The sequence below is a fragment of the Synechococcus sp. KORDI-100 genome, from assembly GCF_000737535.1.
Lineage (GTDB): Bacteria > Cyanobacteriota > Cyanobacteriia > PCC-6307 > Cyanobiaceae > Parasynechococcus.
In genome coordinates, this window is the sequence record NZ_CP006269.1 from 1075353 (window position 1) to 1088913 (window position 13561).

Consider the following 13561-nt stretch of genomic DNA (forward strand, 5'->3'; position numbering starts at 1 on the left):
ATGATCAGCTCATCAACATCAGAGGGCTCCGGATCAGCTTGTCTGTTGGAAAAACTGTCTTGGCTTTGTTGATTCAATCAACGCATTGGTCTAGCCGAGAGCTTTGCGTATTGTTCAGGCAAATCCTTGATCTCTTTGGCGCTTTTTGGCTGGTTTAAGGTCTGTGGACCTGTCACCAACCTGTGGGTTTAAGCATTTGATATAGATATTTAAGCTGCTTATCATTGATGCGGAGTTCCCACTGTCCCCCTGTATTTAACAGTGCAAGATTTTTCTGAGCCACCAAGGGGTCAAAGCCTAAGTTCCACATGTGCGATAAAAAAGTCTCTATTCGCATGCTGATGCCTTCAATGGCAACAAAGTCTTCTGCCTTCTTGGTGATAGTTGCTTTCACTGGTTGCTTTCGTGATTGCAGTCTTTGCTTCTAATCAATACTGGACCAGATGCTTCGATGGGTGTGATGATCTTGTGATCGGCCTGAGAGTTTGGTGAATTCAACAGCATTTGGGGTGCAGGACAATCGTGCTGGAAGACTGAACTGCAGCAGATTGTTCAAGAGGTTCTTCACCGCTGAAACCAGGTCATCACAGAACCTACGCATTGTCCTGGATGGGCAGATGGATTCAGTACGGATCGATCTGCAGTCAGGCCATGCAGGAGCTGGATACGAATGTTTAGATGAGATTAGTAAGAGTTGTTACCTAAAACGTCCTAAAAATGATACAACCGTTATGAGGTTGCATTCAGATCATAAAATTTCAGTTATCAAAAATCTAACTGCCAACACAATCCTGGCAGTGCTGTCTGTGATTTCAAAATCACCGAAGACAACGGTATGGTGTCTTATGGTCATTACGAAAGTGGTGGGCAAGGGGCGTATATCAAATCAAATGATGGGAATGTAACCACCTATCCCCCTTTCCTGTAGTTTCAGGCTTCGATTGGCAGGTTTCAAATTTGTATGGCACGATTAAAGGAGACCTACCTACTTTTCATGCTTACAGGTTCCGAACTTCTTGCCAAAGTCAAAGACTTAGGTGATGTCCCCAAGTCTGACCTTGTTAAAGCCTGTGGCTATGTCTCTACAAAGAAGGACGGCGGTGAGCGCTTGAATTTCACAGCCTTCTATGAGGCTCTCCTGGAAGCAAAGGGTGTGAGTCTGGCGACAGGTGGCACTGCTGGTATTGGTAAAGGTGGTCGCAAGCTCAGCTATGTGGCGACCGTTCAGGGCAATGGAAATCTGCTGATCGGCAAGGCCTACACGGCGATGCTGGACCTCAAGCCAGGCGACAACTTTGAGATCAAGCTTGGCAAAAAAGCCATCCGTCTGATTCCTGAGGGTGGTGCTTCAGACGACGGAGAGGAGTGATCTAAGGAATCTCGTTGTGGGAGTGACCCTGCTTTTTTCGCAGGGACCTCCCAGACTGAGTGCTCATGTGAAGGCTCCCTTTGGTCGGTAAAGAGACGTGTTGGGTTTGGTTTCGAGGGGGTCTAAATGACGGCAGCCGCTGGGTAAGTGGTTGGTATGGAAGCCCCGCCAGACTCGGCGGAGTTCGTATCGAGCACTTTGACTATGTGGCTTGCCGGGTTCCCGAATGGCGAGTGGCTTGGAAAGAGCCTGAAGATTTGAAGGCAGGTCCAGAGATTCCAGAGGATGCTCAATGGAAGCTGTTTCCAGTGGATTGAGATGACATCATTAGTTCCCGCAGGCTGTTTCTTATGTAACTCCTTTCACTCATCGGTGCACTGCTCCTTTCGGCGTCCCCGGCCGCCGCTGGTGACTATCTATATTTGAGGTGTAAGTGTTCAGCTGATATTGTGACTACCGAATCAAAATCGTAGAAAATATTAGATGATAGAACGATTGATGATATTGCACTCCTTAAAATTGGTTTTAAGCAGAAAACAGTTCTTGATTCTCGCTCTGAAGCCTTGGCTATACGCTTCAAAATAAAACGATGACTATTATATAGAGGATTGACGATGACGAAACGATATTGAACGGTGTAGACAAAATAGAGTTGATGCCACCATATTCTTGGTCTGGCAGTGAAACTATAATATTAAAATCCAAGAATGTAACCCGGAATTACAGCTATGAGGAGGGTTCTTGCGAAGAAATTGATGCTTCAGTGTTTGACGAGGCTTTGAGACAATGAAATTCCTCCCAATCATCGGTGCACTCCTTCTTTCAACAGCACCAGTCCATGCAGGCAGTCCTTTCGATGACGGAGATCCTTACGACAACTACACACCTTATGAAATTTGTAAGGCCTACATGAATGGTGATCCTGATATCAAAGATGATCTGCCGACAGAAGACTTCAGCCAATGCTCTGCGTATCGTTGGTGAGTGTCGTTCGATGGCAATCACTGCAGATTTGAAGGCAGGTCCAGAGATTCCAGAGGATGCTCAATGGAAGCTGTTTCCAGTGGATTGAGATGTGATTAAAGTTTCTCAAGAATACCTACATCGATAACGCCAGGGCAACCTGGCAGCTTCCGGTGTCCGGTTTCGTCAGGGGTGTTGAGCCACTGATAGATACGAAGAGGATCACCTGGCTTCAGGTCTCCATAGTTCACTCTATTTGTTAGGTATGGTGTTGTGAATTCCTGTGATCGCTCAGCATGATGAAATCCGAGTAATTGATACATGCAAATTGTGCTCATCGCTGTCTTGGCTTCAGCGAAATTAATTTCATACTTGTACTCCTGGCTTGTAACAGGGTGCGAGATTGCAGGAGCGAATGGCAAACCAGCCGAAATAAGTGAAAGAAGCAAATACCTTTTAATCATTACAGAATTGAGTGAAGTTGATGAAGTATATCATCAAATATTGCCCAATTAAAACTGTTTCTTGAATTAACCTAAGGATTTGAAGAAATCTCCAGAGATTCCAGAGGATGCTTAATGGAAATTGTTTCCAGTGGATTGAGATGTGATTATTAGACCCTGCAGGTTGTCTCTTATGAAACTCCTACCACTGATCGGTTCGCTACTCGTTTCAGTGACTCAAGTCATGGTTTTAGCTGAACCTACTAAGGCTGAGATTACTCGGGAAGCTCTTGAGGAACATTGTTGGTCCAATGAGCAAGTGTGTGAGGCATTAGTTCGGTATATAAATATTAAATCTCAGATTTGGTACGAATTTGAACAGTACTGCAAGGAAAAATCTAACGGCTGGCTGACGCCAAAAGGTATATCTGAAGGAGCTGAATATTTGTACAGGCACAATGAACCGAGAGATGACTGGGATGGGAAGCTTCTCGCCAAAGAATAAGAGAATCACATTATCTACCATGCGTTATTTGATGTCTATGAAGCCCACCGAGACTGTTTGGATTGGGATTTACCATTCACAATCTATTGCGAAATTAACCTTAGACCGTAGAATCACTGCGTTAACATGAAACGTAACTGAAGCAATCAAAATCAAATATGTATAGAAAATGTCTATAAAGGTATGTTCAAAACTTTATAATCTGATCTGCCGTCACAGATGATTTTAGTTTCTCCTATCCATTTTTTCCATTTATCAGTTGCCTTGCCATTTTTATACCACGCATAGGTTTTGTCTTTGCAGTCAACGACCTGAATCGCTACAGCTTTACGTGGACCTCCAGGAGTTGCCGGGGTGCCGGGCACAAACTCTTTTGTTGGATTAGTCGTCGTACATGTTTGACCTCCATCTGTTCTTTGATGAAGTACTCCATCGACCCACTTGAACGCAGGGCCAGGACCCGTATAGGTTGTATTCGGTCTACATATTGTTTTTGCAGGAGTCGCGTCTCTGTAATAGCCTGATGTGCCTGCTACAGGCTGTTGATAATAATGAATAACATGCTCCCTGGCCGCGTATCGATCAGGCTGCCCTTGATGGGGAACACGAAACATTTGGGGGAGCATATACAAAACCTCATTACTTGTTGCATAATACTTATATACCCAGCCAACTACTTTTGGAAGCCCGAGCTGATCCACCCCAGCTTTCGCCACACAGAAACCATCTGAATAACATTTCTCGCCGTCTGAATTGTCTCCAGAGCCGAAAGCTTTTTTTGAGGAATCAGATGATTCGGGGCTATTTAACTGAATGCAACCCGAATAGTCCTTGGCGTTTACACAACGATTATGAATCTCATCGCTAATCTTTTGCGCTACCAAATTAACTTCATCGGGTGCCGGAAGGAAGGTCTGATCAGAGTTGTCTAAAAATAATTTATCCGACCGAATATCTCAGCTCAGGGCTGTCACAATAGGCACGACAGCAATCGCTTCAACAAGCATCAGGGATGATTGCGATAGTGCTCCATAATAACCTTGATATCTAATCAATAAACTATTCTTTTGGTCATACGCGTGCAAACTCACTTGTGATGGGCATAAGGATTTGCTCGATGCAGTCGGCGTTGACCCAGCGGATGACTCCTGTATCGACGTCAGCCACTTAAACCAAGCTCGGTGACGAGTCTTTGGGAAGCATGCTCTAGCTGGTTTCAAGCCCAGTACCTCGGCGATAAACCTTCAGCGGGAATTTGGCATTGCCGTCGTCGTTTATGCCGAAGTCTTCATCGCCAAGCGCCTCGACGATGCCGTCAGGCAATGAACGCTGCTCAAGAATCAGCAGTTCGGGGCGCTGACGCTCGTTCCTCCAAGCAATCACACCAGTGATTTCTTGGGTTACACGAACTCGACGCCCATCTTTGGACGAGCAGGACGTGTTCCCGGATGTTCTCAGGTCATTAAAAACCCAGGCGAGGAGGACATTGCTTCCGGGGTCAGTTGTTGATGGCCTGTGCCGTGAAAGTTAAAAGCCACTCGTTAGATCCACCCTGAGGCACAGCTGAGTGTTTGATCTGCAAGTTGCGAATTCAAGGGACAACTCCACGTAAAAACACCATTGCCGTAATCGCCACAATGTCCGTCTCTTGGGTGGGCGGGCTTTCTTGCTAATGAATTCGTCAATCTTGGATGCCTTGCACTGAATAGCTATCAGGAAGACGCTTCATTTTTATTTCAAGTCTTTGCATCTTGCAGTTCATTGAGTGCTAGTCTTAGGCGCTCAAGTAAACCTTCTTCCCTTTTGAATTGAGTCGGTACTTGCCTCCCTTTGGGCCAGTGAAGACCGTGGAAGTATCAATCGTCATGGCTGTAGCTTCCTGAACGATTTTCAAAGCCGGTGGTTCAGGAATGATGTCCGTCTGGGTCTCTTGATCTGGACGAGCATTTCGGTTCAGGATGTTTGCGAACCACTTTGGAAAGTCCATTGTGAACGTGTTACGAGGAGATAAGAAGAGGCTAACAATTTAATGACGGATGTCAATCACTGCTCTTATCGCTTGCATTCAGTGAGTGTATAAGTCTCAGGATGCAAGCGCATATTTTTTGTCTTTACCGAGGGAAGCGCGTCGTGCCCCGATGAAGTGTCTGCTCTCTGGATTGGCCTCATTGCTGCTGCTGGCCTCGCCGTCGCTTGCGGTTGAAGAGGCAGTGGAAGAGGGTAAGGGCACCACTTGGAATTCCGGCTGGGGGATGATGGAGAGCGGAGCGCGACTTACCTGGCGAGTTGCTGATGTGAAAACAGGACAAATCACTTTGTCGTTCCTGATTGCCGTTGACGACAATGTCGTGTCAAACAATGGATTTAGGTATTGGCCTACAGGGGAAGGGAAGTCGACTGTAGACAAGTTACTTTTGAGGATTTCTACGTCTGTAACGCGAAAAAGAGAAAGGGTTTAAAGGCGGAGACTGAACACTTGCGAGCATTGGCGTTTGAATTCTGCGGCGAAGACAAAAGATCTTGAAAGGATAATCTTTGCTGCAATATAAGTAATGGATAGAAAGGTACGGCTTAAAAGCATATTTAATAGATTTTCGTATTGATCGTGCCATTCATTCTTGTATCCGTACGTCTTGCATTAAAAGCAGCTATGGGTCAACAAATGACGCGTGGCTGCAGGCGGCTGTTCAGCGCGCATGGAGCAGTGTTGTGGAGTCATGGATCAGATGCCAGGGTGCTCAAGCATCACAGTCGCAAGGTCTGACTCAGTCAGCTCAATGCATTCCTGCTCCTGAGATTCCGCAATGACCAGGGTGTCTGGAAGGCGGAAAGTTTTCTCAAGATCTGTTTTCGTGGCACCGAAGGGGTAGGTCATAAAAAAAGAGGGCTCATGCAGCCCCCGGGAACATTCCCCTAGGAACGCATTGATGACGCATCGCTGTGCCGCCGTTACATTACTCAACAAAGTTCTGTAACGGGAGCCATGGCCTTCACCACCCAAGACCTCCTCGTTCTGTTCGGCAGCTTTGGAATGGCCCTCTTTGCTCTGAATCTCTACAAGCTGACCAGACCCGCTCAGGGCTAAGCGGAGGTGGCAGACGTGCTGGCGTGTTCAGCGTTTGGTGTCAGGATCCAGGCCTAACAGAGGGCCCAAAAACGGAACGGACCAATGGGCGTCGTCAGCCTTAATTCGCTCGAACCAAAGTCAACGACTGGATCCTCATGCTGCAAGTCAATCGCTTTACCGCTGAAACCAACCGGTGAGTGCCACCGCCAGGGCATCGGCGGCATCATCGGGTCGTGGAGGTTCCGACAGGTTGAGTTCTCGCATCACTGCGTCGAGCACTTCGTCTTTATCAGCATGTCCGAAGCCGGCCAGGGCCAACTTGATCTGCATCGGTGGGAATTCAACAACCGGCAGCTTGAATCGTGCCAGGGTCATCATGATCACTCCTCTCGCCTGCACCACATTGATGGTGTTGCTTGAGCGGTAGAAAAAGAATTTTTCGACAGCAGCTTGTTGCGGCCCCCAACGGCGGATCAGCACACGCAGATCACGGGCGATTTCCACCATCCTTTCCCCATCCGAACATCCCGGTTCGGTTCGGATGATTCCGCAGTCGAGCATCTGTCGCCGACTCTCCGTCACGTCGATGACCCCGTAGCCCACCCGGGCCAGACCGGGGTCGATGCCCAGGATTCGCAAGATGGATCAGGCGGCGATGGCCAGTTCAAAGTCGGCGCGATCGCTGCTTTCACTGCGCTCGAACACCTTGCAGAACACCTTCACAACCCGCTCACCTGAATCCACCTGTTCCAGGGGATCCTTTCGCAAGCGATGGCGAAGACAGCAGGAGGCGACCCGTGCCACATCGTCTTCACTCACCTCAACGCGACCTTCAAAGGCCGCCAGGGCCCTGGCGGCTCGATTGGTCACGATGTCCCCTCGCAAGCCATCAACATTCAGCTCGCCGCAGACCGCTGAGATTCGCAAGCGCAGATCCTCATCAATGGTCACGGTGTCGAGCCGCTGCTGGGCCTCCACCACACGATCCTGAAGAGCTTTCTGATTCCCTTCCACTGCGGAGTTGAAGCCGTCGGGATCACGATCAAAAGCGGTGCGTTGATCCACCACCTGAACGCGCAGTTCGGGATCGCGGACTGTGCGGACTTCAACGCTCATGCCGAAACGGTCGAGCAGCTGAGGACGCAGTTCACCCTCTTCGGGGTTCCCGGAGCCGATCAGCACAAAACGGGCGGGGTGTCGCACCGAAACGCCTTCACGTTCGACCGTGTTCCAACCTGATGCTGCCGAATCCAGGAGAACGTCGACCAGATGGTCGTCGAGAAGGTTCACTTCGTCGACGTACAGCAAACCTCGGTTGGCTTTGGCCAGCAATCCCGGCTCGAAGGCACGCACTCCTTCACTGAGCGCCTTTTCGATATCAATCGTTCCGCAGAGTCGATCTTCCGTTGCCCCAAGCGGGAGATCCACCATTGGAACCTGGCGCGGTTCCGTTGACAGGGTTTGCCCCTCCTGCAGTTGTTGACGGATTTCGCTGCTCTGCAGATCCGGATCGCTGGGAGAGCTGTTGTAGGGATCACCAGCCACGACATCAATATCAGGCAACAGATCTGCCAAAGCACGGATGGTGGTTGACTTCCCGGTACCCCGGTCACCCATGATCATCACGCCGCCGATGCGCGGATCGATCACGTTGAGGAGAAGCGCCAGTTTCATCTCCTCCTGACCGATCACGGCCGTGAAAGGGAAGACCCTGCGCTTCCGGGGTGCACTCACGGGATCTGAACTGAAGACGAAGTGGATTGTTTCACAGGCTGGATGGTGAGCACCTGAGGCGGAGTGGCGTCAGCGGGATAAATGAGTCGCACGCTGACGTCCCGTTGTTCACCAGGCCCCAAGGTGATGCGTCCCAGGGCAGGCCCTTGCTGACCCTGACGCAGAACGAGGTGGATGGTCTGCACTCCCAGGGACTGTCCATCACGGTCGTGAAGCCCCGACACTTCGAGTGGTCCGCGAAACATGACCGGTCCGCTGTTGGTCTTGCGAAACGTCAGGCCACCGACAGGGCGATCGGTCTTGAGCGGAGATTCCAGAGCGATTTCAAGCGTCACTGCTCGGTTCTGGGTGTTTTTCAGGGGGAGTGTCAGGTCGTAGTCGACGCCGTAGTTCCCGTGAGCAGCCCATGCTGTTTGCGGGTAAAGACCTTTGAGCTCGGCCGTCTGCACCTGCTGGGTTCCCAGAGACCCTCGCTCAAGGCTGCTGATCGGCCATGACAGTGGCTCTGAGGGAACCTCCAGAAGAGGGCTGCCAGGGTCTGTGATCCTGCTGCGCCAGCCGCTGCCAATCTGAACGCCGCTGACTCTGGAATAAATCATCTTGCCCTTGGCTCCACGCTCTGTCGGGCTGTGTTCCTTGGGGCTGAGCCGTCCGCTGCTCAGCAATTCAGTCCAGCGCTCCGCCGGTGGGGGAGTCTTGTTGGGTCCCCTGGCGGCCAGGGTGGCCAGAGCGACAGGCCCTGAGCTGTGCAGGCGCAGCTGAAGGTTGCGGCCATTGAGCAGCGGGTCCAGTCCTGCGACTGGAATTGGGAGAACCAGCAATGTTGTTGGTGCCCCGGGCTGGAGCCGCCAGCTGCCCGTGGAGAGCTCGGTTGCCCGGCGACGCTTCAGGAGGTCACCGGCAACCCGACTGCCTGGTCCGGCGGCGATCACGTCGCTGGTCTCCCGGATCAGGGTTGGCAGAGGCAGAAAAGGGGCAGCGGTCTGACCTGGTTGCGTTGCCTGGGAAAGAGAGGTGCTGCCCTCAAGCAGTTTCAGATCGACGGGATGTTCACCGAGTGGGGCTGCCAGAACCGCCAGCCACAACGTTGATTCCAGGCTGTCGTCATCGCCTGCGTAGACGTGATGGCTGAACAGGTCAAATCGTCCATTCAGTTCAACATCCAGACCTGCCCCATCGGTGCTTGGAAAGGTGGAGAGAAGAATGCCATCGTCCTTGATCAGCTCGGGGTTGTTGTCATTGACCATCAGGACCGAATCCAGCCGTCCTGGTAATGGCCTCACCTCCTGGCGGCGCAGTGTGTCGTCGGCTGCGAAGGATGCTTCCGTCAACCCTCCAGACAGACAGATCAATGTTGCCGAAAGCAGGGCTGGCAGTCTCATGGCGAGGTTTCGGGGGTCGGACGGGGGGGTGCCGGCAGGGGTTTGAGATGAGGAGCCATGGCTTTAGCCAGTGCGCGAATCATGTTGGTGGAACGTGGGTCGTTGAAGGGCCCCTGGACCAGGAAGCCTGCAACGGCACGGCGTCCGTCCGGTAGTTCGATCAGCCCTGCGTCGGCGTAGGCAATCCCGATGTCACCGGTTTTGTTGTAAACGTGATAGCCCTTGCGAGCCAGGCTTTCATTCGGCGAACCCTGGGCGCCACCAACCCCCTGCAGCAGGCCTGTGGGTAGGAGCGTGTCCGTCACCGACGTCGACATCACTTCGCGAAAGAGATCCCGGCTCCTGGGGCTGAGGGTTTCGCCGCTGTCCACCAGCGCGATGGAGCGACTGAGATCGCGGGCGCTGGTGGTATTGGTGCCATCGAGGTCTGGCAGCCAGTTGTTGACCTCTGTCGCAGGCAGTCCGAGGGCCTGGAAGCGGGCGTTGATGGCCGCTTGACCCCCCACCCGTTCAATCAACAGATTCGTGGCGGAGTTATCACTGACACGAATCATTTCCGTCGCCACCTCAAATGTTGGAAAGCGGCTTCCGACCGGCTTTGAGGCCATCCAACCGGCCCCACCACCAATCAGTTCCTTGGTCAGGGTCAACGGTTCATTCCACTGCAGATCGCCGCTGTCAACCAGTTCAAGGGATGCCAGCAGAATCGGGGTCTTGATCGAACTTGCCGCCGGCATCGGCCGCTCAGCCTCGAGTTGGGCAAACCGACCATCATCCAGGATCAGCATGTAAGCGCTGGTCTTGAGATCCTTCTGCTGAGCCGCCAGCTGTTTCCATTTCTCCGAAAGGGCTGTGATTTCCTGTTTCGGCTCGAAGCGTCCAAGAGGCAGTCCCGCGTCACCATCGCGGCTGCGAAGGGGTTCTGCAGATGAGGTTCCGGGATTGTCCTCGTCAGGCGTCAACCCGGACAACCAGGCCTGAGAACTGATCCATTCGGGCAGTGATATCTGCTGATTGCGGACCTGTGGCGCCAGCACTTTCAGGGCAGAGCCCGTCAGCACCCCCAGCCCGATGCCCATCAGGATCAGACGCAGAACCAGCCGCATGGGTCGTCCCCATCCCGCGGCTCGCTTGGATGGTCGGCTAGTCGTCAACCCGGGTGCGTTCCGTTATCGGCTGAGGTTAGGGGCGTCTGGCCCGAACGGCCCATCGCAGCTGACGAACCATCCCTCGCAGCAAAGCAACCTCCTCACGGCCTGTCGTGGCTCGCTGCAGCAGATCATTCACTTTCGCCATGCGTGCCGAGGCGGTGTGAGGCAGGAGATACCCCACCTCCAGCAGAAGGCTTTCGGCATCCTTGAGGAAGTCGCTCATCACAGCTGCCGGAGCAGGATCCGGTCCTTCCGGTTGGCTGACCATCGAGTGGCGCTGCAGCCGATTCATCTCATGAAGCACCACAGCCACGGCATGGGACAGGTTCAGCGATGGATACGTCGCATCGCTGTGCAGGCTGAGAACTCTCTGGCACAGCCGCAGTTCACTGTTGCTCAGTCCACGGTCTTCACGGCCGAAGACGACGGCGACCGGCTGGGTTTCACCGGTCGGACCATCTCCGCTGCTGAGCAACCAGGCCAGGGCTTGATCAGATGTCAGCAGGGGGATCTCTCCATGGTCGATCCGTCCGCAGGTGGCCACCGCCCTGCGGCAGCCCGACAAGGCATTCAGCAGTGAGTGATGGACTGTTGCGTGATCCAGCAAGTCGCAACCGTGAACGGCCATGCGTCGGGCGTCTTCGCTCTGATGATCACATTGAGGATTCACAAGCCGCAGGGACTGCACGCCGAAGTTGGCGCAGAGTCTGGCCACACTCCCCACGTTGAGTGGACCGGCCGGCTCAACCAGAACGACCACCCGTGGAGGATGCGGAGCTGACGATGTCAACGCAGCGTTCGCAGATAGGCGAGTAGATCAGCCATCGATGACGGCTCCATCTGAAAGCTCGGCATGGGCGGTGTTTCTCCACTCACGATCTGGTGAACCACTCGCGGATCCGAGCTTCGTTGACTGATCCCCACCAGGCTTGGACCAAGCAATCCCTGCCCTGCCAGGCCATGGCAGCCAGCGCAGTTGATCCGGAACAGCTGGCCGCCATGGTCGACGGAACCCTGAAGTTCAAGGGTGGCCCTCAGGTAGGGATCCTGACGGGCATTGCCCAGCACCCAAAGAAGCAGCACCACGCAGGCTGCAGCTGCAAGAACGACCAGGGCGGCGATCAATCCACGACCACCGTCGACTTGGGCGTCATCGTCCTGACTTACAGCAGTTGATGTCGGCTCCGACACGGCGATGGAAGTACGTGAAAGAATTGTGGTCAATCCTGCGCCATTGTGTGATCGATGATCGAACCTCTTCTGTGTGGAATTGTTCTGGGATTGATCCCTGTCACACTGATGGGTCTGTTTGTGGCGGCCTGGAATCAGTATCGACGGGGCGACAGTGCTCTCGGGGGCTGAGCATCAACAATCCTGTGCTCCCGTAGCGACGTCGGTCGATCACCGACCAGTCATCACCTGCGTTGAGCGGATGGTCAGCGGAATGTTCACAGACCACGAGACTGTCGGGATTCAGCCATGAGCCGCTTCGTAGCTTGCTGAGAACGGGCTGGTAAAGGCCCTTTTCGTAGGGCGGATCGAGATAGACCAGATCAAAACCGGGCTTGTCCCAGTCATGGCTGAGCCAGCTGATCACGTCGCTGCGGATCACATTCATACTCGATCCGTTTGAAGCCCCCTGCTGTGTTGAGACGAGATTCTGCTCGCAGATGCGGGCTGTTTTTGGGTTTGATTCCACGGCAACCACCATCACAGCTCCGCGTTGGAGTGCCTCGCAGCCCATCACTCCACTGCCGCTGCAGAGGTCAAGCCAACGGCAGCCAAACAAACGCGGCGAAAGGATGTTCATGACAGCTTCCCGAACCCTCGATGTGGTTGGCCGTGTCCCGGAACCGCGGGGACTCAGAAGTTTGCGGCCACCCGTCAGCCGGAGCTGCCCCTGCATTTCAGGGCTGATCTCGGGTGCTTCCTTCAGGCTGAATCGTCCTGAGCCAGCTCAGCCAGCGTTTCAGCATCAGAGAGCCACAGTCCGCCGATTTCTCGGGATGGAATTGACAGGCTCCCACACGGTTGTGCCAGACCATGGCAGTGACTGACCTGTCTCCGAAGGGAGCAGTGGCAGCCAGGATGTCCTCGTCGGCGCTGGGAACAGCGGCGTAGGAATGCACGAAATACACCCAGGCCGTTGGATCCCCCCGTCGTAGCAGAGGGCAATCCATGACGGGATTGAGAGGGGCCCAGCCCATGTGGGGAATGCGCTCGCGTGGATCATCCGGAAGACGCTCAACGCGACCTGGCAGCAACCCCAATCCCTGACGGACACCTTCCTCGCTGCTTTCGAACAGCAGTTGAAGCCCAAGGCAGATTCCAAGAAGGGGTCCGCCATCCCTAACCCAGGTCTTCAGATGGGGAACCAGCCCGGTGGATTCCAGGTTGTCCATCGCAGGGTCGAAGGCTCCGACTCCCGGAAGAATCAGGGCGTTCGGAGACGTCAGATCTGCTTCGGAGCGGATTTCCATCACGCCACATCCCAGCCGTTCCAGAGATCGTCTGACGGAATGGAGGTTCCCCATTCCGTAATCGATCAAACCGATCGTCAGAGTTTGACGCCCCAACCCGTATGGTTTCAGAGGTATTTCGAGATGGTGCCGCTGAGCGTTGCCTTGGGAACGGCACCGACGACGGTGTCAACTTTCTGGCCGCCTTTGAACACCATCAGAGTCGGAATGCTGCGGATTCCGTACTGGCTGGCGACGTTGGGGTTCTCGTCGGTGTTGAGCTTGAACACCTTGATCTGACCGTCGAATTCCTTGGCGATCTCCTCAACGATCGGGGCCACCATCCGGCAGGGACCACACCAGGGGGCCCAGAAGTCCACCAGCACCGGCACGTCACTCTGCAACACGTCCTGTTCGAAGGAGGCGTCGGTAACAGCTGCGGCGCTGGACATATGTCCTGAAGAAAGTGCCCAGAACTTAGCAACAGT

General features: G+C 53.5%; 16 protein-coding genes and 1 pseudogene. 4 read left to right on the forward strand and 13 right to left on the reverse strand.

All coding sequences use genetic code 11. The features are described 5' to 3' along the window. Positions 1–172: 172 nt before the first annotated feature. Positions 173–394, reverse strand: coding sequence for a hypothetical protein (locus tag KR100_RS05385; RefSeq protein WP_038543830.1), 222 nt, complete (start codon positions 392–394; stop codon positions 173–175). A gap of 600 nt (positions 395–994) precedes the next feature. Between KR100_RS05385 and KR100_RS05390 the strand changes: the two genes are divergently transcribed. From KR100_RS05390 to KR100_RS05400, 3 genes are all read left to right on the forward strand, one after another. Continuing rightward, the gene (locus KR100_RS05390) at positions 995–1369 is read left to right on the forward strand and encodes an AbrB family transcriptional regulator (protein ID WP_038548030.1); all 375 of its coding nucleotides are present in this window, start codon (positions 995–997) and stop codon (positions 1367–1369) included. Positions 1370–2155: 786 nt separating this feature from the next. Beyond that, on the forward strand, positions 2156–2353 hold the full coding sequence (locus KR100_RS15660) for a hypothetical protein (RefSeq protein ID WP_156097923.1): 198 nt from the start codon (positions 2156–2158) through the stop codon (positions 2351–2353). Between the two features lie 615 nt (positions 2354–2968). Further along, positions 2969–3280: a hypothetical protein gene (locus KR100_RS05400; protein ID WP_038543835.1), complete on the forward strand. Its 312-nt coding sequence runs from the start codon at positions 2969–2971 to the stop codon at positions 3278–3280. 173 nt (positions 3281–3453) lie between these two features. Here the strand turns inward: KR100_RS05400 and KR100_RS15665 are convergent, their stop codons facing one another. The 9 genes from KR100_RS15665 to KR100_RS05435 form a co-directional block, all read right to left on the reverse strand. Then, the gene (locus KR100_RS15665; protein WP_156097924.1) at positions 3454–4164 is read right to left on the reverse strand and encodes a hypothetical protein; all 711 of its coding nucleotides are present in this window, start codon (positions 4162–4164) and stop codon (positions 3454–3456) included. A 187-nt stretch (positions 4165–4351) separates the two neighbouring features. Further along, positions 4352–4447 (reverse strand): DUF3104 domain-containing protein, encoded by a 96-nt coding sequence (locus KR100_RS17010; protein WP_156097925.1) that lies wholly within the window; start codon positions 4445–4447, stop codon positions 4352–4354. Positions 4448–4486: 39 nt separating this feature from the next. Further along, positions 4487–4663 carry a hypothetical protein gene (locus tag KR100_RS16495; RefSeq protein WP_156097926.1) on the reverse strand — a complete coding sequence of 59 codons (177 nt, stop codon included), beginning with the start codon at positions 4661–4663 and terminating at the stop codon, positions 4487–4489. 1858 nt (positions 4664–6521) lie between these two features. Beyond that, a complete protein-coding gene (ruvC, locus tag KR100_RS05410) occupies positions 6522–6986 on the reverse strand; it encodes a crossover junction endodeoxyribonuclease RuvC (protein ID WP_038543840.1) in 465 nt (154 codons plus the stop codon). A gap of 6 nt (positions 6987–6992) precedes the next feature. Next, complete coding sequence (gene bchI, locus KR100_RS05415) at positions 6993–8081, reverse strand: magnesium chelatase ATPase subunit I (protein ID WP_038543842.1); 1089 nt, start codon at positions 8079–8081, stop codon at positions 6993–6995. Continuing rightward, positions 8078–9463: a DUF3370 domain-containing protein gene (locus KR100_RS05420; protein ID WP_038543845.1), complete on the reverse strand. Its 1386-nt coding sequence runs from the start codon at positions 9461–9463 to the stop codon at positions 8078–8080. Before KR100_RS05420 ends, bchI begins: the two co-directional genes overlap by 4 nt. Further along, positions 9460–10617 carry a serine hydrolase gene (locus KR100_RS05425; protein WP_038543848.1) on the reverse strand — a complete coding sequence of 386 codons (1158 nt, stop codon included), beginning with the start codon at positions 10615–10617 and terminating at the stop codon, positions 9460–9462. Before KR100_RS05425 ends, KR100_RS05420 begins: the two co-directional genes overlap by 4 nt. A gap of 28 nt (positions 10618–10645) precedes the next feature. Continuing rightward, the gene (locus KR100_RS05430) at positions 10646–11374 is read right to left on the reverse strand and encodes an RNA methyltransferase (protein ID WP_204207788.1); all 729 of its coding nucleotides are present in this window, start codon (positions 11372–11374) and stop codon (positions 10646–10648) included. A 26-nt stretch (positions 11375–11400) separates the two neighbouring features. Next, positions 11401–11805, reverse strand: a complete 405-nt coding sequence (locus KR100_RS05435; protein ID WP_038543852.1) for a cytochrome c — start codon at positions 11803–11805, stop codon at positions 11401–11403. Positions 11806–11859: 54 nt separating this feature from the next. Here KR100_RS05435 and petG point away from each other — a divergent pair, with 54 nt between their 5' ends. Continuing rightward, on the forward strand, positions 11860–11976 hold the full coding sequence (petG, locus tag KR100_RS16735; RefSeq protein ID WP_071839848.1) for a cytochrome b6-f complex subunit V: 117 nt from the start codon (positions 11860–11862) through the stop codon (positions 11974–11976). Positions 11977–11989: 13 nt separating this feature from the next. On the opposite strand, the pseudogene rsmD reads toward petG, so the two are convergent. The 3 genes and pseudogenes from rsmD to trxA form a co-directional block, all read right to left on the reverse strand. Continuing rightward, a pseudogene (gene rsmD, locus KR100_RS05440) lies at positions 11990–12520 on the reverse strand (16S rRNA (guanine(966)-N(2))-methyltransferase RsmD); the annotation flags it as partial. Position 12521: 1 nt separating this feature from the next. Next, a complete protein-coding gene (gene hisH, locus KR100_RS05445) occupies positions 12522–13190 on the reverse strand; it encodes an imidazole glycerol phosphate synthase subunit HisH (RefSeq protein ID WP_255347495.1) in 669 nt (222 codons plus the stop codon). Between the two features lie 11 nt (positions 13191–13201). Next, positions 13202–13525, reverse strand: a complete 324-nt coding sequence (gene trxA, locus KR100_RS05450; RefSeq protein ID WP_006851354.1) for a thioredoxin — start codon at positions 13523–13525, stop codon at positions 13202–13204. Positions 13526–13561 lie beyond the last annotated feature (36 nt).